General features: G+C 65.6%; 16 protein-coding genes. 13 read left to right on the top strand and 3 right to left on the bottom strand.

What is annotated here, in order from left to right; all coding sequences use genetic code 11:
- Nucleotides 1-3: 3 nt before the first annotated feature.
- Both QZ670_RS12840 and QZ670_RS12835 read right to left on the bottom strand, forming a co-directional pair.
- Nucleotides 4-3,060: a TonB-dependent receptor gene (locus QZ670_RS12840; RefSeq protein ID WP_294256001.1), complete on the bottom strand. Its 3,057-nt coding sequence runs from the start codon at nucleotides 3,058-3,060 to the stop codon at nucleotides 4-6.
- 584 nt (nucleotides 3,061-3,644) lie between these two features.
- Nucleotides 3,645-5,453 (bottom strand): FAD/NAD(P)-binding protein, encoded by a 1,809-nt coding sequence (locus tag QZ670_RS12835; RefSeq protein WP_294255999.1) that lies wholly within the window; start codon nucleotides 5,451-5,453, stop codon nucleotides 3,645-3,647.
- Nucleotides 5,454-5,479: 26 nt separating this feature from the next.
- On the opposite strand from QZ670_RS12835, the gene QZ670_RS12830 reads away from it, so the two are divergent.
- The 3 genes from QZ670_RS12830 to QZ670_RS12820 all read left to right on the top strand — a co-directional run bounded on the left by QZ670_RS12830 (nucleotide 5,480) and on the right by QZ670_RS12820 (nucleotide 7,929).
- Complete coding sequence (locus QZ670_RS12830; protein WP_294255996.1) at nucleotides 5,480-5,974, top strand: hypothetical protein; 495 nt, start codon at nucleotides 5,480-5,482, stop codon at nucleotides 5,972-5,974.
- A 139-nt stretch (nucleotides 5,975-6,113) separates the two neighbouring features.
- A complete protein-coding gene (locus tag QZ670_RS12825) occupies nucleotides 6,114-6,296 on the top strand; it encodes a CsbD family protein (RefSeq protein WP_294255993.1) in 183 nt (60 codons plus the stop codon).
- 121 nt (nucleotides 6,297-6,417) lie between these two features.
- A complete protein-coding gene (locus QZ670_RS12820) occupies nucleotides 6,418-7,929 on the top strand; it encodes a PAS domain-containing protein (protein WP_294255989.1) in 1,512 nt (503 codons plus the stop codon).
- On the opposite strand, the gene QZ670_RS12815 is transcribed toward QZ670_RS12820, so the two are convergent.
- Nucleotides 7,919-8,305: a response regulator gene (locus QZ670_RS12815; protein WP_294255985.1), complete on the bottom strand. Its 387-nt coding sequence runs from the start codon at nucleotides 8,303-8,305 to the stop codon at nucleotides 7,919-7,921. The two genes, QZ670_RS12820 and QZ670_RS12815, sit on opposite strands and share 11 nt — an antisense overlap.
- A 547-nt stretch (nucleotides 8,306-8,852) precedes the next feature.
- On the opposite strand from QZ670_RS12815, the gene QZ670_RS12810 reads away from it, so the two are divergent.
- The 10 genes from QZ670_RS12810 to QZ670_RS12765 all read left to right on the top strand — a co-directional run bounded on the left by QZ670_RS12810 (nucleotide 8,853) and on the right by QZ670_RS12765 (nucleotide 20,205).
- Nucleotides 8,853-10,784: a methyl-accepting chemotaxis protein gene (locus QZ670_RS12810; protein ID WP_294255982.1), complete on the top strand. Its 1,932-nt coding sequence runs from the start codon at nucleotides 8,853-8,855 to the stop codon at nucleotides 10,782-10,784.
- Between the two features lie 5 nt (nucleotides 10,785-10,789).
- Nucleotides 10,790-12,172 (top strand): chemotaxis protein CheW, encoded by a 1,383-nt coding sequence (locus QZ670_RS12805; RefSeq protein WP_294255977.1) that lies wholly within the window; start codon nucleotides 10,790-10,792, stop codon nucleotides 12,170-12,172.
- Entirely contained in the window at nucleotides 12,169-13,257 is a 1,089-nt protein-coding gene (gene cheB / locus QZ670_RS12800; protein ID WP_294255974.1) for a chemotaxis-specific protein-glutamate methyltransferase CheB, read from the top strand. The genes QZ670_RS12805 and cheB overlap by 4 nt, the downstream gene beginning before the upstream one ends.
- Nucleotides 13,254-14,108 carry a protein-glutamate O-methyltransferase CheR gene (locus QZ670_RS12795; protein WP_294255971.1) on the top strand — a complete coding sequence of 285 codons (855 nt, stop codon included), beginning with the start codon at nucleotides 13,254-13,256 and terminating at the stop codon, nucleotides 14,106-14,108. Before cheB ends, QZ670_RS12795 begins: the two co-directional genes overlap by 4 nt.
- On the top strand, nucleotides 14,108-16,009 hold the full coding sequence (locus tag QZ670_RS12790) for a chemotaxis protein CheA (RefSeq protein WP_294255968.1): 1,902 nt from the start codon (nucleotides 14,108-14,110) through the stop codon (nucleotides 16,007-16,009). Before QZ670_RS12795 ends, QZ670_RS12790 begins: the two co-directional genes overlap by 1 nt.
- Nucleotides 16,006-16,242: a hypothetical protein gene (locus QZ670_RS12785; protein WP_294255965.1), complete on the top strand. Its 237-nt coding sequence runs from the start codon at nucleotides 16,006-16,008 to the stop codon at nucleotides 16,240-16,242. The genes QZ670_RS12790 and QZ670_RS12785 overlap by 4 nt, the downstream gene beginning before the upstream one ends.
- Before the next feature lie 78 nt (nucleotides 16,243-16,320).
- The gene (locus QZ670_RS12780; protein WP_294255963.1) at nucleotides 16,321-16,704 is read left to right on the top strand and encodes a response regulator; all 384 of its coding nucleotides are present in this window, start codon (nucleotides 16,321-16,323) and stop codon (nucleotides 16,702-16,704) included.
- Complete coding sequence (locus QZ670_RS12775; protein ID WP_294255962.1) at nucleotides 16,701-17,339, top strand: chemotaxis protein CheX; 639 nt, start codon at nucleotides 16,701-16,703, stop codon at nucleotides 17,337-17,339. Before QZ670_RS12780 ends, QZ670_RS12775 begins: the two co-directional genes overlap by 4 nt.
- 37 nt (nucleotides 17,340-17,376) lie before the next feature.
- Entirely contained in the window at nucleotides 17,377-19,368 is a 1,992-nt protein-coding gene (locus QZ670_RS12770; protein WP_294255960.1) for a hybrid sensor histidine kinase/response regulator, read from the top strand.
- Nucleotides 19,369-19,557: 189 nt separating this feature from the next.
- On the top strand, nucleotides 19,558-20,205 hold the full coding sequence (locus QZ670_RS12765) for a sigma-70 family RNA polymerase sigma factor (protein ID WP_294255958.1): 648 nt from the start codon (nucleotides 19,558-19,560) through the stop codon (nucleotides 20,203-20,205).
- Nucleotides 20,206-20,478: the final 273 nt, after the last annotated feature.

Below are 20,478 nucleotides of genomic sequence, written 5' to 3'. Positions count from 1 at the left end.
GGATCAGAACTTCGCGCGCACGCCGGCCATGAAGCGCCGCTCGTAGATATTGTTGTATGCGCGCTCGTCCGGATAGACGATGTAGTATTTCTCATATTCGCCGGTCAGGTTCTGCCCCTGGCCGTAGATCGTCACATTGGGCGTGATGTCGTAGCTGATCGACGCGTCGACATAATTGGTCGGTGCCTGGTAGAGTTCGGAGCCGCTCAGGCCGTTGACGAAGTTCGACTGCACGGCGCGCTTGGAGCGGTAGTTCCACGCGACGCGCGCCTGGAGGCCGTGCGCCTGATAATAGAGCGCGGCGTTGGCCTGGTACTTCGAGTTGTCCTGGAACGGAATCTCCTGCCCGGCCAGATCCTTGTCGCCCGTCGTCGAAGGCGAATAGGTGAAGTTCAGGTCATAGCCGAAATCGCGCGCGAAGCTCGGCATGAAGCCGATATCGCCCAGCGACTGCTTCCACGACGCCTCGATACCCTTCAGCGTACCGCCGGCGCCCTGGACCAGCGTGTTGATCGGCACCGTCCGGTTGCGCACCACGCCGTCATTGTCGGGCAGGTCGCTGCGGTAGATGATGCCGTTCTGGATGAAGCTCTGCACGTCGATGTAGAAGGCCGCGAGGCTGATCATCGAGGCGCGGCCGATATAATATTCGACCGAGGCATCGAGATTGTCCGCGCGCCACGGATCCAGCTGCGGATTGCCCGCCTGGCTGCCGCCGGTGACGCGGAACAGGCCCGTCGAGGTGTCGATCGCATAGCCCGGGGTCAGGCCTCCGCCCCACTGGTCGAGGTTGAGCAGCGTCATCGTCCGGGCATAGGCAAGGCGCAGGCGCAGCTTCGGCGTGAAGTCGAAGGCCAGGTTGAACGCCGGCAGCAGATCGGTGAACTCGCGCTGGGTGCGCAGGTCGCCGCCGTCCTGGTTCGACAAACCATAGGGCAGCGGGCCGCCCACCACGTTCTGGCGAATGTCGAGCTTGGTGTTGATCACGCGCAGGCCGCCATTGCCGCGCACCGTGATGCCGCCCAGCTCCAGGTCCTTGAAGTTCAGCTGGAAATAGCCGGACCACTGCTTAATGCCGACATCGTAGGAAGCGCCCGGATTCAGGTGCTCCTGCTCGTTCGGATAGAAGCCGTTCTGGAACGCCGCGGCATTGTCCATCGTGTGCGGGTCGAGGACATAAACCGCCGGCAGGCCGCTGCCCGGCAGGTTGTACGGCTTCACCTGGCCGTTGAACACCGGATCGGTCGCCTTGCGGGTGAGGCCGGCGGTATAGAAGCGCGTGCCGTCGCCCGCCGAGCAGGTGGAGTCGTTGACCGAGACGTCGAACGCTTTCCACTTGACCAGACAGCCGGCGGCATTGCTCGCGCCCTGGCCCGCATAGACCGGCGCGACGCGCTCGAACTGGTAATTGTCGACCGAGCGATCGCTGTAGCGAATGCCGCCGGTGATGTTGAACGTGTCGCTGATGTCATATTCGGCATCGAAGCGACCGACCTTCAGATCCGCCCGGCGCCGATAATTGTCCTCCGACGACATCGTCTTCAGCGCATAATTGGCCGCGTTGCCGAGCAGCGAGGTCAGCTGGGTCGGCAGGGTGAAGCTGGGCTCGTCGCCGGTATAGTCGACGGTGGCGCGCAGCGAGTTGAGGCCGGCCAGCGTGTTCACCGTATAGCCGCCGGGATTGAAGGCGCGGTCCCCGCCGATCGCCGCCGGGTAATGGCCGATGCCGCCCGGCTGCCACTGGATGCCGTTGCTTACGCTGAACTGGAGGTAGCTCTGGTCCTGGTTCTGCGTGGCCTTGCCATAGAGGCCGCGCAGCGTTGCGCGGAACTTGCCGCCATTGTCGAATTTCAGTTCGGCATTGTAGTTCTGCGATTCCGACTTCCACCGATATGTCTCGGAATAGGAGTCGAAGTTGCCGAGATCGTACTGGTACACCTGCGTCGTGTTGACGTGATAGCCGCCCGAGGTCGCGCCGGTATCCTGCGACTTCAGCGGCACGAACTCCGCCGCCTGCCAGTTCACATTCTGCATCTGGATGCCGGCGGTGCGGTTATACTGGGTCTGGCGGGTGTAGAAGCCGTCGGCGGTGAAGCTCAGCGCGTCGTTGAGCTTTGCCTGGAACGAGCCGTTCACACCCAGCCGCTGGCGCTGGGTGATGCGGTTCCAGGCGGTGAAGCCCTGCGGCACGATGAACGTGTCGTTCGCGTCACCGTCGCCGTTGACGTCGATTCCCCCGGCGACCGGCGTGCCGCGCGGACGCGTGGTGGCGGTGCAGCCAGGCGCCTGGGGCGAGAAGCCGCCGCAGCTCGTGGCATCGGCCAGTCCCTCGTTATGCAGCGCGGCGCCATAGCCTTCCTGGATGCCATTATGCGAATTAGAAAGCTTCAGGTCCGAATAAGCGGCAGAAACGATGAAGCCGACGCGGTCGTTCTGCCAGCCGACCAGGCCGTTGACATTGGGATCCCAGCTCTTGGTCTTGTCGCCATAGGAGCCCTCGGCGGTCGCGGCGAGCGTGAGGCCGCGCTTCAGGTCGAACGGGCGGCGGGTGCGCAGGTTGACCGTGCCGGTGATGCCGGCATTGAGCAGGTCCGCCGTGGTCGACTTGATCACGTCCGCGCCCGAGAAGAGCTGCGACGGAATGTCGTTGAAATTCGGCTGGATCGTCGTGATGGAATTGGCGCCGAGATAGGCTTCGCCGTTGAGCAGCGTCGTCACCTGCGGCAGGCCGCGGATGTTGATCGCCGCGCCCTCGCCTGCATCGCGGCGGATCTGCACGCCGGTGATGCGCTGGAGCGAGTCGGAGATGGTTACGTCGGGCAGCTTGCCGATGTCCTCCGCCGAGATCGCATCGACCACCGACGATGCTTCGCGCTTCACTTCGATCGCGCGGGCCTGCGAAGCGCGGATGCCGGTGACAACGATCTCGCCCTCTTGTCCGGCAGCGCTGTCAGCGGTTGAAGCGCTGTCCTGCGCAAATGCCGTTCCGCTAGCGGCAAGGCAGAGAAAGGAAGCTGCACAAAGCAGATGGCTGCGACGGAGGCGGAACGACTGCACCATGTCTCGAACTCCCAGGCAATGGGAGGCAGTGGCGGGATACCTTTGCAGGTATGCAACCTTTTCCTCCCCGTCCGGACGGCTTTTGCCGTCTCGGGCTTCATCTGAAATGAAAGTAGCGACGCGGTCAACTTAAATAATTTAACTTTTCTTTTTGATTGGCGCAGGTCGGCGAAAGGCGGGCTCCCTATCGCTTGGCTGATGCGCTGGCGGAGGGGCTTCGGGTGGGAACGCAAGGCCGCACCGGCCGCGGGCATTGCGGCGGAAGAAATTGTGCACTCCGGCGTCGGAAAGACGAGCGTCGTACGGGGTATGCGTGCGCCTGCACTGCTCCGGATCAGCCCGATGGTCGGTGCTGATGACCGAAGGCGACCTTAACACCAAGCGCCAGGATTTCGCATGTACCCTGGACGCGGTAGTCAGTCTGTTCGCATCGATGAATGCCGTCCAGGCGCGCAATGCTCCCAATGCGCGCTCGGCCCGGCGGCGCCGCTCCCGATGGCGGCCTTACCGAGCGAGGCCGCATTGGTCTCCACATCCCGGAGAAGGCGCAAGCCCGGCGTTCGTGAAGCGCCGGGATCGCTTTGTCATCCTCGCTTCAAACCTGCCAGCGAGAGCACTGCTCCGTCCGGGAGAATGACGCTGGGCCTTTCCAGGACATCCAGTAGATCCGCAGCGGAGATCTGATCCGCGTCTGTCGAGCAGCGTGCTTCCTGGATCGCATCTCCGATCGCGGCCGCCATGGCAGCGCACTCCACGAGTCCTTGCACGAACGGCCGGCTGCCCAGCAAAAAGGGAAGCGCGCAAAGATGCACGCGCTCCAGCGAGGAGTCCTGCCCACGCATCGTGAGGTCGCCTGCAGGATTGAGGCCGCTGCTCCATGCCTGATCCGCTTCCAGCGCGCTGGCACATAGCTGAAGGCGCAGGGTCGGGAACGGGAAGTGGTTCAGCGCGGCCGTCTGCGATCCGCGGGCGTCGAGGAGTTCGTCGAACGTACCGGTCCAGTTCGGAGACAGGACCAGACAGGTGCCATCCTGCTGCGGCGCGATGTCATATGCGTCGCCCAGCGCCTGCGCCTCGAGGTAGCCGGCATCGTGCAACGCCAGGATCCGTTCGATCGAAAGGTGCGGAACGGCTGCATAATTGTCGGTAAACACACGCTTCAGGCCCCGATGGAAGCGGGCGAGATCGGTTCCCGACAGCGACGGGATCACCGTGGCGAACACCTCGTGTGCCTTCAGGATCGCAATGCGCCAGAAGGGAGTGTCGTGGTGCGCATGCCAGTGCCGCACGTCGGCCAGATTTTCGCGGGCATAATCCCAGGCATTGCTTGAATGTCGGGCGGCGAAGTAGCGATCCGTGAAATCATCGGCAGTCGCTTCGGCAAGACCGAAATGCGCGGCCCAATCGGGCGCTCCCTTTCTCAGCACCGCAACGAACTGGGCGAACAGCCTGTCCAGATCTCCGTCTTCGGCCCGCAATACTGCGGCCGCAGTCTCGGGCGTGAACCCCTCCAAGCTGGGGAGGGGATGGGGGAACCAATAATCCGCTTCCGGCAACAGGCCGTTCCGGCTGAGCAAGGTTGCCCGCCACGGGCGCTCGGCCACATAGGTCAGTGTATCACCGTGCCGGACGAACGTGCCGCGCGCCGTGGCGATCGCGGTCACCATGTCGATCGCCGACAGAGACGAGCCCAGCACCCCGAAGCGTTCGGTCTGCCGAGGCCGTCCAAGGGCTGCCGTGGTCTCCCCGGTGCGGGTGGTTGCCGCGATCGGGCCATAGCCCGTCGCCACGATCAGCCGGTCGAACTGGTCCTGCACGATGCGGCCGTTTGTGCCCCGCCAGTCGACCCGACAGCCCTTCGGCATCGCGACGACGTCCACCACTTCGGCGTGCCGCTGCACACAAACCGGCACCGGGCTGCCGGCGACAATCATGGCGAATTGATCGGCGAGCCAGGCACCCAGGGCCACCCGCGGAAAGAAGGCGCGGTCGTCGCTGGCGCACGTGCGGATGCCCCAGGCATCAAGCTTGTCGGGAGGCTGCCGCACTGCCCACGCGTTGAGGCTTTCGATCAGCGGCGGGATTTCGATCCCGGCGATGTTCGACAGCGCATGGGGCGCATTGAGATGCTCCGCGTAGGCGAGGCCTGGGCCCAGTGCGTCGCTGCTTTCGAACATGACGATCTCGCGCGCGACGGCGCTGCGGAGCAGGGCGTGCAGCACATAGGTGCCGGTGGCGCCGGCACCGACGATCGCGATGCGCTCGCCCGGGTCGTGGCGATCCTTGGTATGGATACGAAAAGCCTCTATTCGCGCTTTGCGCTTCGAAGGGTTGCTGGAACGCTGCTCACAGTTGGGAGGTTCCTGCACCAACGTGCAGGTCGTGTGCGCCATCGGAACGCAAGCATGAAGGATAAAGGATGAAGCTCTACCTCGTGGAAATCGGAGGCATGCGAGACGGCAATCTGTTCGAGTGTCACGAGGTCCATGCGCTGGTCGCGTCCAGCGAGGAGCAGCTGATTCTCGAATGCCAGGTTCGCTTTGCCGGCGCGATGCGTGCCGCCCATCTCGACGGGTGGATAGAATTGGAGCTAGAAAATCTCACCGAGGACAGTCGGCGAGACGGGACATCGTTCTTCATCGCGGAGCTTGGACGCAATTCAACGCGCGCAATGCGCGAAGAGCATGACTATCGCTTCCTGAGCGCGGGAAGCCTGCGGGAGGCGGTGCAGGCTGCGCGCCAGGGGGCGCCGGGATGGCACGTCGATGCGTGCGTCAACCTCGATGACCTCGCGCGGAAAGCCGGATATGCGCTGCGCCGCGATCTGTTCGGCGCGGTGCCGGCGCCTCGGTCGCAAGCGCGATATCTCCGCTTTCTGGAACCGCGGTCGGAAGTGTCTGTGCCAGCGCGTTGACGTCGGTTCGTCATCCAGGACGAGCCTGTCCGTCACACCTGCGCAGTCTCAGCAAAGGCAGGGCCGGCGAAGAGGAACTTGACCTATGTCAGTCCGTTGAATGCAGGCTGTTTCAACCGACCTGCCGAAAGGAATTACCGTGGGTGAACTCACCGACAAGATCAACGCTGCCGGCAACAAGATCGTTGGCAACGTCAAGGAAGCGATCGGGAAGGCGACCGACAACGACAAGCTCGTCGCCGAAGGCGAGGCGCAGCAGCTCAAGGGCACCGCGCAGGACGTGAAGGGCAGCGTCAAGGGCGCGCTCGGCGACGATATCTGAGACGTTCCGACAGCCGCATGCGCTGCGGGCGCCTGCGGCGGCACGCGGCCGAGGCTGTTTCAGCAGCAATGCCACGTCCTTGATGCATCGGTCGTGCGATTTGGAAGAGATTGTTCCGCAAATGACCGACAGCCTGGAGGGTGATGGCGGCCCGGACGAGACCGTACGGGCCTCGGCGATCCGCAGTTTCGGACTGGCCGATCTGATCGGCAGTGCCGAGCTCACGCGGATCACCGATTTCGCGTCGGCACTGTGCGAGGCCCCGATCGCGCTGGTGAGCATCGTCGAGGGCGATCGGCAATGGTTTCCGGTGCGAACCGGCCTGGAGGTTGCCGAGACCCCGCGAGAGACGTCGTTCTGCGCCCATGCGATGCGCGGCACGGACATCATGGTCGTACCCGATGCGACGCTAGACTCGCGCTTCCATGAGAACCCGCTGGTGACGGGAGAGCCGTGCATCCGCTTCTACGCCGGCGCGCCGCTGGTGTCGGAGGAGGGGGGGCGGCTCGGCGCGCTGTGCGTCATCGACCGCGCCCCGCGCACGGGCTTGACCGACGTGCAGCAGGAGGGCCTGCGCGTCCTGGCCGCGAACGTCATGGCATTGCTCGGCGCCCGACGCGCTTCGCGCCGCACCGACCGCGAATTGGAGGAGCGGGAAGCGAAATTCCGGATTCTGGCGGACGCAATGCCGCAGATGGTCTGGTCGACGCGCCCGGACGGATTCCACGATTATTACAATGCCCAGTGGTATGCGTTCACGGGCGTGCCGTCCGGCTCCACCGACGGGGAAGGATGGAACGGCATGTTCCATCCTGACGACCAGCCCAGGGCGTGGTCCGCGTGGCGGCATTCGCTGGAGACCGGCGAGCCGTACGAGATCGAATATCGATTGAAGCATGCCGATGGTGTCTATCGCTGGGTGCTTGGCCGGGCGCTGCCGATCCGCGACCGCGGCGGCGCGATCACGCGCTGGTTCGGCACGTGTACCGATATCCACGACCAGAAGATGATCCAAGTGCAGCGCGAAATCGTCGCGCATGAGCTCAGCCACCGGATCAAGAACATTTTCTCGGTGATCAGCGGTCTGATCAGCTTCTCGACCCGGCACCATCCGGAGATGGCCGAGGTCGCGAATGATCTGCGCGAGCGGATTCTGGCGCTGGGTCGTGCCCATGACTTCGTGCGCCCTCACAGCGAGGCATCCAAGCCGAGCGCCGTGCAGGATAGCCTGACGGGCATGCTGGGCAACTTGCTGGAAGCCTATGCGGGTCGCATCACGATCGTGGGCGACGACGCCATCATCGACGACCGCTCCGCCACGCCGCTGGCGCTTCTATTTCACGAGCTTGCGACCAATGCGGCCAAATATGGCTCGCTTTCGGCCAGCGACGGCGAAGTTGAAATCGAGATCGCGGCCGATGGCGCACGCATCCATCTTGAGTGGCGCGAGCGCGGCGGGCCTCCCGTCGCGGTACCCGCGCAGGAAGGCTTCGGCACCAAGCTGATCGAGCTTAGCGCCATTCGGCAGCTGGGCGGGCAGATCGAGCGGAATTGGTCCGTGGAAGGCTTGCGACTGCACCTCTCGCTGCCTGCCTCCGCGCTGAACCGCGTGCCGCAGCCCCCTACAGCCTGATGATATCTTGATGGGCGACGGGCGGTGCTTCCAACTGCGCTGCGATCGCTACTGCCGATCGAATCGCGTCTTCGGAGAAAGGCTTGCGGATGCAGCCGATCGCGGTCGGCGCAGGTTTCACGATCTGGCTGGGGTTGGCCGTGACGTAGACAATCCGCACGCCGAAGCGTTCCGCCAGTTGTTCTGCCAGGACCGGCCCGGTCGGCCCATCCCGCAGGTTTAGGTCGACAAAAGCCACTTCCGCCGACGCGGCCGCAGCGAGCGCCTCCCGCTGATCGGCGGCAATGCCGACCACCGTGTAGCCGGCATCCTGCAGGATCCGCTCTATCTCCATGGCAATGAAGATTTCGTCCTCGACGATCAGCACCGACTTCATATTGCAAACCTCACCCGGGACACAATGCCACGAGAGCTTCCGCGTTCCCCATCCTCAGCGGGTCATCCGTTTTCTTCCGTGGAGAAATATGTCTTTGATCAGGTGTTTGAACCGTAGAATTTCGGCGCTTCATCGATCTGGATGCAACGCGGGCTGAAGGGTCTCGGGGCTGTCAATCCCGCGGTCGATGGCGGATGCGCGCCGCCCCGAGCAGCGGGTGCTGATCTGGATGCTCTGGGACAAGGTGAGGCTGGAGCGCGTGAGGCCTGTCAGCGCCAGTACCGCCCTGAGTCGAAGAATACGATCCGTATCAGTGGATTGCATCGCGATTACCTTGCGTTGTCAAAAGGGGTTGATGATTGTTCCCGGCGCTCCCCCTGACATCGGGACTGGCCTTGGACAACCTGTTGAACGTCGCACGTCGGCGCCTGGGCTACGAGCATGATGAAACAACCAGCTATGCCTCCGAGCCATGGCGAGTCCCTGGACGTTGCTTAACCCTCTTTGGAAAGGCATAGCCACAGGCACTATTCGGCTCGGAGGACCCATGGCGCTGGTGAAGAAATCGACGTTGAGCGCCCGCGCCGAGGACCGTGCCCGACAAGCCGCCGACGGGCCTCAATCCTCTCCATCTGCGGTGCCTCCCGCTTCGCGAGCGACACGCAAAGCGCGACGCCCTGCCAATGCGGTGGACGGCATGGACCAAGCGGTTCAGGAGCTTGCGAGCGGGATCGCCGAAGCCGCCGCCGCCGCCAGTGAACTGCAGCGCTCCGCGGATCACATCGCGAGCAGTGCGGAGGAGGCTGCGGGTGCGGCGTATGAGTCGCTGGGGCTTATCACTTCCCTCAATGCCAGTTTCCGCGATGCCAGCGGGCGGGCCGATGCGGCGCGGCACAAGATCGAAGCGGTACAAACGGCCTTCTTGGACGTCGGCGGCCAGATTGAAGCTTCCGTCGCAGCGATCGAGTTGAATGCGCAGCGGCAGCTGTCTACCGTCGATGCGGTCATCGCGTTGGAAATGGTCGCAGGCGAGATCGCTGACATCGGTGTCGGCGTCGCCGATCTTTCCGATCAGACCAGCCTTCTTGCGCTCAACGCGACGATCGAGGCCGCGCGTGCAGGCGAAGCCGGCAACGGGTTCGCCGTCGTCGCCGATGAAGTCCGGGCGCTCGCGGAGACCTCGGAAGCGGGTGCCGGCGACGTCCGGCAATTGGCCGAAGGCGTTGCCATCGCGGTAAAAGATATTGCCGAGCGGATGCGTGCCGCTTCCCGCCTCGCAAATGCGGAGGCTGCTGCGGGGCGCGAGGTCGTATCACGCCTGCGGGATGCGCGCGATGCATTGGCAGGCGTGCGTGCGACGACGCAGGAAATCGTGCAGGCGTCGATGGAGGCGGAGAGCGCAGCCCGCGAGGCGGAACGCGGCGCCGAGCAGATTGCCAGTGCGGCCGAGGAACAGTCAGCGGCAACCGCGCAGGCGCAGCAGGCGCTCGAGCAGCAGAGCGCCTCCCTGGAGCAAAGCCAGCAGACGGCAGATGCCCTTGGCGACCTGGTGCAGGCGCTGCAAGCCAATGGAAGCGATGCAGCCGCCGTCGATCAGGTGGCGGCAGCTGCGGAAGAACTGAGCGCGACCGTGCAGGAGTTGTCGGGAGCGTCCGGCGAGGTCCAGGTTGCGCTCGAACAGATCGCGCGTGGCACGCAGATCCAGGCCGCATCGACCATGGAGGCCGATACCGCCATGGGCCAGATCGAGAAATCGGCGGCGGTGCTGCGCGCCGGCGCCTCCGCGGCGGCCGAACGGATCGCAGGCATCGTGTCGAGTGTCCAAGAGCATGGCGATACGATCGGTCGGCTGGTGGCCGGGGTAGAAGACGGGCTTTCGGAAGTTCGCGGCGTGATGGACGCTCTTGCGTCGCTGCGCGGCAGTGCGCGCGAGATCGAGAAGATCATCGGGCAGCTGGCCCTTATTTCGGTCCAGACCAACATGCTTGCTGTCAGCGGTGCGGTCGAGGCGACACGCGCCGGCGAAGCGGGGCACGGCTTCGCGTTGGTGGCGGGCGACATTCGCAAGCTGGCGCGCGATTCCGCCGCCAGCGCCGAGCGCGCGACCGATATCGTCCGCACCATCCAGGAGCAGGTCGCCACGGCGCGCCGGGACCTGGAGCAGGTCGTCGGCGCGGCGGAGGTCGAGATCGGCCGCAACCGGGCCGTGCTGGATCGATTCCGGTCGGTCGCGGACGAATTGCAGCAGGTCGGCGGCGTCAGCGACGCGGTGCTTGCCGCGGCCGATGACGTGCTTCGATCCGTGCGCGAAATTCGCAGTGGCACGCGTCAGATCGCCGACGCGGCGGAACTGGCGAATGCCGCAGCAGGCGAGGCGGGCACCGCGGCGCGACAGCAGGCGCAGGGTGCGGAGACACTCGCTGCGGCCATCGAAGAAATCGCCCAGATCGCCGCCGCACTCAGCCAGAAGGCTGGCTGACGATCATGGCGGAGATCGCCGAAGCGGCCGAGAACGTCCTGATGCTGCGCGTCGCCGGACAAAGCCTCTCGCTTCCGACGACCATCGTTCGCGAGGTCACCCGTATGCCCAGGGTGACGCGCGTGCCCCATGGCCCTTCGGCGCTGCTGGGCTTGGCCAATATCCGGGGCAAGGTCGTGCCCGTGCTCTCGCTGGCCGCGATGACCGGGCGACCGGGCGGCAGCGAGCAGCGCGTGATCATCGTGGAAGACGGCGATCTGTTTGCCCTCGCCGTCGACCGGGCGGACCAGTTGGCGCGCGCGGAAGACGCCGCCGATACGACGGCGCTGGACGCCGCTGCGCTGATCGCCGCCAGCATCACGCCGCGCGCGGCCCGGCGGGCGCCGGGTGTGGGGGGGGCGGACCGGCAGGAAACCGGCGCCACGGCCGCCGACACGGTGGCGCTGGTCGTTTTCACACTGGCCGAGCAGGCATTCGCCCTGCCGCTCGGTGCGATCGACGAAGTGCTGCGCGTGCCTGCGGAGGTCGCCCGCATGCCCCATGCGGATCCGGTAGTGGTCGGCAGCATCACCGTCCGCGGAGAACTGCTGCCGGTGCTGTCGCTCGGGGCGCTTCTCGCGATGCCGGTGGGCGACGCGGCAGCACGTTCCCGCATCGTGGTGGCGCGGATCGGCGGGAGCCGCGTGGGCCTGCTCGTGGACGCGGTGCGCGGTATCGAGCGCGTACCGGAAACCGCGATCGATCCGGTGCCTCAGGTGCTGACCCGCGGCAGCGCCGAGGCACGCATCCAGGCGATCTGCCGCGTCGATGACGGGCGCAAGCTCGTGTCCGTGCTGGCTGCCGAGCATTTGCTCCGCCCCGACATCACGGCACGTCTCACGCAGGGTAGCGCTGCAGTAAATCCCGGCGAGGCGGCGGTGGATACGACCGGTGCGCAGTTCCTGCTGTTTCGGATCGGCGACGGCGTCTTCGCGGTGCCGATCGACGCGGTGGACGAAGTCGTGGCGCTTCCCGGCAGGCTCGCCCGCCTCCCTAAGGCGCCCTCCTTCGTGAAGGGGGTGATGAGCCTTCGCGGCGCGGCGGTGCCGGTGATCGATCAGGCCGAACGCTTCGGCGAGATAGCCCGCCCAGGACTGCGGCGACGGGTCATCATCGTCCGCGTCGGCGAGGTTCGCGCCGGCTTTGCGGTCGATGCTGCCTCCGAGATCGTCCGCATTGCATCGGATGCCCTCCAGCCGGCGCCTGACCTCGACACCGAAGGAACGCGGCTTTTCAAACACGTCGCGCGTCTATCCGAACGGGAGGAAATCGTGCTGATCGTCTCGCCGCGCGAACTGCTCGACGGTGCCGAACAGGACCTGTTGCGAGGCATGGCCGGCGCATCGTGATCAAGCTGCTGATCGTCGACGACTCGCCGCTCATGCGCCGACTGCTCGTCGACATTTTCATGGATGCCGGCGACTTCGAGGTCGAGGTCGCACGCAGCGGGGCCGAAGCGCTGCAGCGCCTTGCGGCTTTCGCGCCCGACGTGATCACGCTCGACATCCATATGCCCGGCATGGATGGCCTGGCCTGCCTCGATCGCATCATGATCGAGCGGCCCTGCCCGGTGGTGATGGTCTCGTCGCTGACCGCCGAGGGTGCGGATGTGACCCTGCAGGCGATCGAACTGGGCGCGGTCGATTTCATCGCCAAGCCGCGGGGAGCGCTTTCGCTCGAGATCGAGTCCGTCATTCCCGCGCTTCTGGACAAGGTCCGTACCGCGGCCGCCATCCGCATCTCGCGCGCAACCCGGCTGCGTGAGCGTGTGCAAGCGCGGACGCGTGTCAAACCGAGCACGGTTGCATCGGCCCGATCGAAGGCGGTCCGCCGGAGTGCCGCCGCCGGACCGCTGCCCGCCGAGGGCCTCGTGCTGGTCGGCTGCTCGACCGGAGGTCCCCCCGCGCTCGACGTTTTGCTGGATGGCCTGCCGGCCGATTTCCCCTGGCCCGTGCTCGTCGCCCAGCACATGCCCGCCACCTTCACCGGTCCCCTTGCGCGGCGGCTGGACAAGATGTGCGCGCTCACCGTCAGCGAAGTGGCGCGATCGACCGTGCTCGAACCGGGAAACGTCTATGTCGGTCGCGGCGACGCGGACCTGATCGTCACCCGTCGCGCCGGCAGCCTTGCGGCAGCGGCCGCGCCCAGCAGTGCCGACCATTTCTGGCATCCCAGCGTCGATCGCATGGTCCAAAGTGCTATGGCGCACCTGTCGCCGGATCAACTAGTCGGCGTGCTGATGACCGGCATGGGAAATGACGGGGCTGCCGCCCTGACGGAACTGAAGGCGCGCGGCGGTACCACGCTTGCCGAATCCAGCGATACCGCCGTCGTCTGGGGTATGCCGGGAGCGCTGGTTGCGGCCGAAGGGGCTTCCATCGTCGCGCCGCTCGACAGTCTGGCCGCCGAACTGATTGCGTTGTTCGCGCGATGACCAGGCGCGATCTGGTCGCCAGCGCTCCGTTGCCGGCACTGACAGGGGACGAAATGCAGCGGGTCGGCGCGCTGCTGTATCGCTGGACCGGGATGATCTTCGGCGCCAACAAGCGCTATTATATCGAACGCCGCATCGGCGCGCGGATGGTACGCGCCGGCTTCGAGGACGTGCAGGGCTATCTCGGCTTCGCGGAGACCGACGGGCCGGAACGGGAAGCGTTGATCAACGCCTTCACGATCAACGAAACCTATTTCTACCGGGAGGATCATCAGCTTGCTGCGCTGGCACGCGAGATCCTGCCCGCGCTGGCCCGCGAGCGTCGCCCGGGCGATTTGATCCGCATCTGGTCGATGCCGTGCTCGACCGGCGAGGAGGCCTATTCGATCGCGATCTGGCTGCTCGAACACTGGCCGCTCGTTGACGCCTACAATATCGAGATCGTCGGATCGGATCTCGATACCGCCGCGATCCAACTCGCACGCGCCGGACGCTACGGTACTCGCGCGCTGGCGCGGCTGCCCAAGGACGTCGTCGATCGCTATTTCGAGCCGGAGCACGGCCACCGCCGGAAAATCATCGACGACCTTCGCGAGTCCGTGCGCTTCGTTCCGGCCAATATCGTGGACCGGACGACGCTGACCGGGCTTGGCCGGTTCGACGTGATCCTGTGCCGTAACCTGCTGATCTATTTCGACGATGAGTCGCGGTTGTTGGCGGCTGCGAACCTGTTCGAGAGCCTCAACCCCGGCGGGTTCGTCTGCCTGGGGCACAGCGAGTCGATGGCACGCATCACCGATCGTTTCGCCATGGCTCGCCTTGAGAACGCAATCGTCTATCGTAGACCGTAATGGACGAGTTGCTGGAACATTTCCTGATCGAAGGACGCGATCTGGTGGCTGCCGCGTCGGCTGCCCTGGCTTCGCTGGCGCACGATCCCGCAGACGCGACGGCGATCGACGCAGCCTTCCGCGCGATCCACACGCTCAAGGGCTCGGTCGCGATCTTCCCGATGGCGGCGGCGGAACGCACGCTCCATGCCGCCGAAGATGTCCTGGAACGCGCTCGCAAGGAGGGGGCGGCCATCGACGCCAAGGCCGGCGCCGCGCTGGTGGCCTGTCTCGACGCGGTGGACCGCTGGATCGACGAGGTCGAAACCACCGGTGCCTTGTCGGACGAGGCCGGCGCCCTCGCGGCGAACCTCATCGGCGATTTGCCCGGGCACGCGCGTCCGGGGCCTTCCGCAGTTGGCGGGCAGACGCCGGAATGGGCAAGGCAGCTGGCCGCACATGCCGACGGTCCGGCGACGGCGTTTCGCTACACGCCCGATGCGGACTGCTTCTTCCGCGGCGATGATCCCCTGGCCGTCGCCGCCGCGATACCCGATCTCCTCTGGCTGGATGTTAGGCCTGCAGCGGAGGCCTGGCCGAGCCTCGAGGCGCTCGATCCATTCCGGTGCATCTCCATCCTGGAAGGCGTGAGCGGGGCACCCATCGAGGCACTTCAGGGCGCCTTCCGTCTGGTGCGCGACCAGGTCGAATTGCATCCTGTCGCACCAGAGACGAGGCCCGCCCAGGCACGCGAAGCGGGAGCGACACCCATCATCCGGGTCGATGCGGCCCGGGTCGACGCGCTGGCGGACGGCGTCTCCGAACTGCTCGTTGCCGTTCATGCGCTGGCGCCGCTTTCGCGGGAAGCAGAACAAGTCGATCCGCAACTCGCCGCGAAGATCCGGGCGACCCAGGGTGCCGTGGAGCGGGCGGCGGCCGAACTGCGGCGCGGGGTCCACGCCATTCGTCTGGTGCCGCTTGCGCCGGTATTCCGCCGCTTTCCCCGCATGGTCCGGGAGGTCGCCGCGGGGCTGGGCAAATCGGTGACCTTCGCCACCAAGGGCGAAACGCTGGAGGTCGACAAGCAGATCGCGGAAGGCCTGTACGAGCCGCTGCTGCACCTGCTCCGGAACGCCATCGATCACGGCATCGAAATCGCTGCGCAGCGAAGTGCCGCGGGCAAGGCGCCGGAGGGGCGCATTACCCTGGCGGCCGCGCACGAGGGAGACGCGATAGTGATCGACCTCGTCGACGACGGCGCCGGCATCGATCCCGCCAGGATGCGGGAGATGGCCGTAACCCGCGGGCTGCTCGATCCAGAGACGGCCGGGCGACTGGAGGATGCGGAGGCACGGCGGCTGATCTTCGCCCCCGGCTTCTCCACGGCGGGGCGGGTCACCGAAGTGTCGGGCCGGGGCGTTGGCATGGATGCCGTTCGGGCAGCGGTCGAGAAGCTTCGCGGGACGATCGTGGTCGATAGCACGCCGGGCCAAGGAACCCGCTTCCGGCTTCGCTTTCCTGCCAACGCGCTCACGACGCAGCTCCTCGTCGTCGAGGCGGCAGGCGAGCGCTATGGCGTGCCGTTCGAGCAGATCGTGGAAACGGTCCGGCTCGACGCGGCGGCGCTGATGCCCGTTGGCGAGGGCATGGCCTGCGTTCTGCGTGGGCAGACCGTGCCGGTACTGAGCCTGGCCCGATTGCTGGAGGGCCGCGAGGTTCGCACGTCCGTCGCGAGGTTGCTGGTCACGCGCGCGTCGGGTGAAACCGTCGCGTTGCGCGTGGATGGGTTTGGCGACCGCATGGAGGCTGCCGTGCGGACGCCCAGCGGGCTCCTCGCGGGGGTGCGCGGCATCGGCGGAACCACCCTGTTGGGGGATGGCGGCGTTCTGCTCGTCCTGGATCTGGGGGAGCTCGCAGCGTGACCGTTCGACTGGCCGGAGATGTGATCTACCTCGAAGGCCGATGCCTCGCCGAGGACGCCGACACGCTTCTGGTGTATCTGCAGGAATGCCCCAAAAGACATATCGACCTCTCTGGGGTGGAGCGGCTTCATCTGGCAGCATTGCAGATACTGATCGTGGCGAAGCCTGAGATCCGCGCTGCACCGCCGGCGGACAGCTTCGCTGCCCGCCACCTGATTGATCTGCTTCTATGACAACCTCCACCCGCGGTGGTAAGATCGTTTCGGGGTTGGCTCCGTGGGGGTATGCCGGCTCGAATTTCGGAGTTTTGCATGCCGGTTACCGTGTTGATTGTCGACGACAGCAAGCTGGCGCGCATTGTCGCGGGGAAAGCGCTGGCCGAGATCAAACCTGACTGGCAGAAGGTCGAGGCGAGCGGCGGCAACGAGGCGCTGCGGGTGATCGACGCGCAAGCGATCGACGTGGCGCTCATCGACTTCAACATGCCGGAGATGGACGGGCTGGAGCTCGCCGCGGCGATCCGTGCGCGGCGGTCGGAGATGCCCCTGGCGATCATCACGGCCAACGTGCAGGACGAGATCATCGCACGCGCCCGCGACGTGAACGCGGCGTTCGTCGCCAAGCCGGTGACGGCGGAAAGCATCGAGCCATTTCTTTCGGGCGCGGCGCTGCGGCTGCGGATGGCGAAGGCGTGACTTCGGATAATGTGGTGCTCGGCGAGCTCGAACGGGACGCGCTCACCGAAATCGTGAACATCGGCGTCAGCCGGGCCGCGTCGAATCTCCGCAAGATGATCGGCGATCAGGTAAGCCTGTCGGTTCCCTCGATCGACGTGCTGAGCCAGCACCGGGCCGCCCGGCTGATCGGGGAACGCGAGGATTCGGATCTCGTGGCGGTGCGCCAGGATTTCAGCGGACCCTTCGCGGGCAGAGCGCTGCTGATCTTCCCGGAAAGCAACAGCCTGGAGCTTGCGCGCGCCGTGACGGGAGATGCGCTCACTGGCGCGGATCTGGTGGAAATGGAAACCGAGGCGCTCACCGAAACCGGTAACGTCATCCTGAATTCCTGCCTCGCTACCATGGCCAACATGCTGAAGCGGTCGCTGACGATGACCATCCCCGAAGTGCTGCGCGGAGACAGCGCGACATTGTTCGAAGTGAAGGGCGACACCGCATCGGATGGCTTGGTGCTCTTCCTTTATATCGATTTCGCGGTGCGGAAGCGCGATATTCGCGGCTACATCGCCATGATCATGGGTCTTCCGTCGCTTGAAACGATCAAGGCGCTGCTTGGCGAGTTCATCGAGCGGGTTGTTGGAAATGACGCGTGAATCGCCCTTCTCTGGCACCGGACAGGCGCACGCCTTCATGGCTGCTGTCGGCGCCAGCGGTAGCTGGGACTGGGACATCGCTGCCGATACGCTGCGCGTCGATTCAGCCTTTGCGGAACTATATGGGCTAGACGCGGAGGCAGCTGACTCGGCGCTGCCGACGTCCACCTTCTTCAAGGCCATTCACAGCGCGGACCGGCCGCGCATCCGCATCGCCATCGCCGGCATCCTGGCGGGCGCGGAGCATTTCTCCAAGGAGTTCCGCGTCACCGCACCGGACGGATCGACGCTGTGGATGCACGGGCGCGGCCAGCTGCATCTCGATGCGGACGACGAGCCGCTGCGATTCACGGGGCTTTTCATCGACGTCACCGAGCGGAAGCGCACCGAGGAGCGGCTGCGCATCGCACAGTCCGCGGGCGGCGTCGGCACGTTCGAATATATCGACGGCTTCGCCACGGCCGCGGTCTCGGCGGAGTTCTGCCAGTTGCTTGGCCTGCAGCCCGCAACCGCGCTTCCGGTCAACACGATCAACGCAGTGCTGGCCGCCGGCGAGCCGCCGCTGCTTCCGCCGCCCGGCAGCGTGTTGATCGAGGACACGCTGGAGGGCGTGTTCGGCGTCGTGCGCCACGATGACGGCAGGCGCCGCTGGATCGCGCGGCGCGGCGAGGTGCTGCGCGAAGGATCGGGCTACCGGCTGATCGGTGTCATCTATGACGTGACCGAGGCGAAGGACCAGGAAGCGCGCCTGCGCGAACTGGCAGAGACGCTGGAGATGCGCGTCCAGCAGGAAGTGGCGGAGCACCGGCAGACCGAAGATGCGTTGCGCCAGGCGCAGAAGATGGAAGCCGTCGGCCAGCTGACCGGAGGAATCGCCCACGACTTCAACAATCTGCTCACGGTCATCATCGGTAATGTCGACGCTGCCGTGCGGCGCATGGGCGACGCGGGAGATCCGCGGGTGCGGCGGTCGCTGGAGCATGCGCTGAAGGGCGCCGAACGCGCCGCCGCGCTGACTCAGCGTCTGCTTGCCTTCTCGCGGCGACAGCCCCTTGAGCCGAAAACCATCGATGTCGGGCATGTGCTGGCTGGCATGTCGGATCTGCTCTTGCGCTCGATTCCTGAAACGATCGTGGTGCGGATCGTTGCCGATCCCGGCATCTGGGCCGTCGAGGTGGATCCGCACCAGCTCGAAAACGTCATCCTCAACCTGGCGGTGAACGCCCGGGATGCCATGCCTGCGGGCGGCACGCTCACCATCAAGGCGGAGAACATCGAACGGCACGAGCCGTTGTCGGACGATTGCCCGCCCGGATCCTATGTGGCGATTTCCGTCACCGACACCGGCACCGGCATGTCACCGGAGACGATGGCCAAGGTCTTCGACCCGTTCTTCACGACCAAGGAAGTGGGCAAGGGCACGGGTCTCGGGCTGTCGATGGTATACGGCTTCGTCAAGCAGTCCGGCGGACATATCTCCATCGCGTCCACGGAAGGAAAAGGGACGACCTTCTGCGTATATCTCGCGCGTCAGGCGCAGGGGGCGGTGATCGAGCTGGTGAGCGACGACGGCGCGCCGGGGGCAGGCCGTGCCGACGAGACGATCCTCGTGGTCGAGGATGATGAGGATGTCCGGGACTATACGGCAGGCATCCTGCGCGAGCTGGGGTACCGCGTGATCGAAGCCGACGACGGCGCGGCTGCCATCACGCTGCTGGGGCGCGACGATCTGGCGATCTCGATGCTGCTGACCGACGTCGTCATGCCCAAGATGTCCGGTCGCGAGCTCGCGGACCGTGCCCATCGTCTACGCCCGGGCCTTCGGGTGCTGTTCGCGTCGGGATATCCGAGCGACGTCATGCTGCACGACGGTCGGTTGGCGCCGACGGTGGACCTGATCGCCAAGCCCTTCACCTATGCCGGGCTCGCAACCAAGGTGCGCGAGCTGCTCGATCAGCGAACGTACGCGCTCGAACAGGAAGCGCAGAAGCCCAACGCTGCCGTATCGGTCCAGCGCATCGAGCCGTAACCGCTTCCGGTTTTCGGCGTCGCGACACACCCGGGGGATTGCGGCGCACCGCTGGGCCTGGCCGGCTCCGGAACCCCGGCAGCGACGTGAACCGGTGCGAGACCGACAACGTCGTGGAACGGTTTCCTTTCCGAAACGTTCTTGCGGGGACGAGGAAACAGGGTGGGGTTAACCATGCAAAAGGCGGACATGAGCGGTTCGAGCACTACGGCGCTCACCGACGAGGAATTCAAGGACCAGCTGCAGAAGGTCATCCCGCACCTCCGGGCCTTCGGACGGGGCTTGTGCGGTAATCGCGATACGACGGATGATCTCGTCCAGGAGACCATGCTCAAGGCATGGTCCGCGCGCAGCCGGTTTCAGGCGGGCACCAATTTCAAGGCATGGGCCTTCACCATCTTGCGCAACCTCTATTTCAGCCAGACGCGGCGCAAGCGCTTCGTGGGCGAGTGGAATGACCTCGTGGCGGATCGCGTCCTGGCCGCGCCGGCCAGCCAGGACAAGACGGTGGAGCTTCGCGACCTGATGCGGGCGCTCCAGCAGCTAACCCCCGACCAGCGCGAGGCGATCATATTGGTTGCCGCAGCGGGCATGTCCTATGAGGAGGTGGCCGAGGTTACCGGGGTGATGCTGGGCACGGTCAAAAGCCGCGTCTCGCGGGCGCGGCTCGCGCTCGAGACCCTGATGAACGAGGGCATCCTCAATACGAAGCGCCAGGATTTCGACAGCACCGAGGGGGCGGTGATCAGTCTCCTTGCGTCGCTGAAGGCCATCCAGGCGCGCCACGCGCCCAAGCCGTGCCCGGCAGCGGCGGCACCGCTTCCCATCGCGGCCTGAGCGAGCGCATCCCGCATCGGCCGCCACGTACCCGCGGACGGGTGCGATCCTGGCGTTTCTTGAGGGCTGGGATCCGCCGTCTCCACTGCTTCGAACATTGCTGTTGCGGGGCTGCTGACACGTTATTGGTGCGGTTGCGGCTGGAAGTCGCTTTCAGCGGAACGTATGATCGCGCGACGAAGCGGGCAGCGCCGACAACGACCACCATCGGGTGAATCGGGGTTGTGAACGCGTGGTGCATCGTGCAGTACCCGGCCTCGGGTGTTCGCGAAA

It is taken from the genome of uncultured Sphingomonas sp. (assembly GCF_913774285.1).
In the GTDB taxonomy this organism is placed as follows: domain Bacteria; phylum Pseudomonadota; class Alphaproteobacteria; order Sphingomonadales; family Sphingomonadaceae; genus Sphingomonas.
The sequence above is the reverse complement of the archived record's forward strand: the minus strand, read 5'-3'. Positions and strand labels throughout refer to the sequence as shown.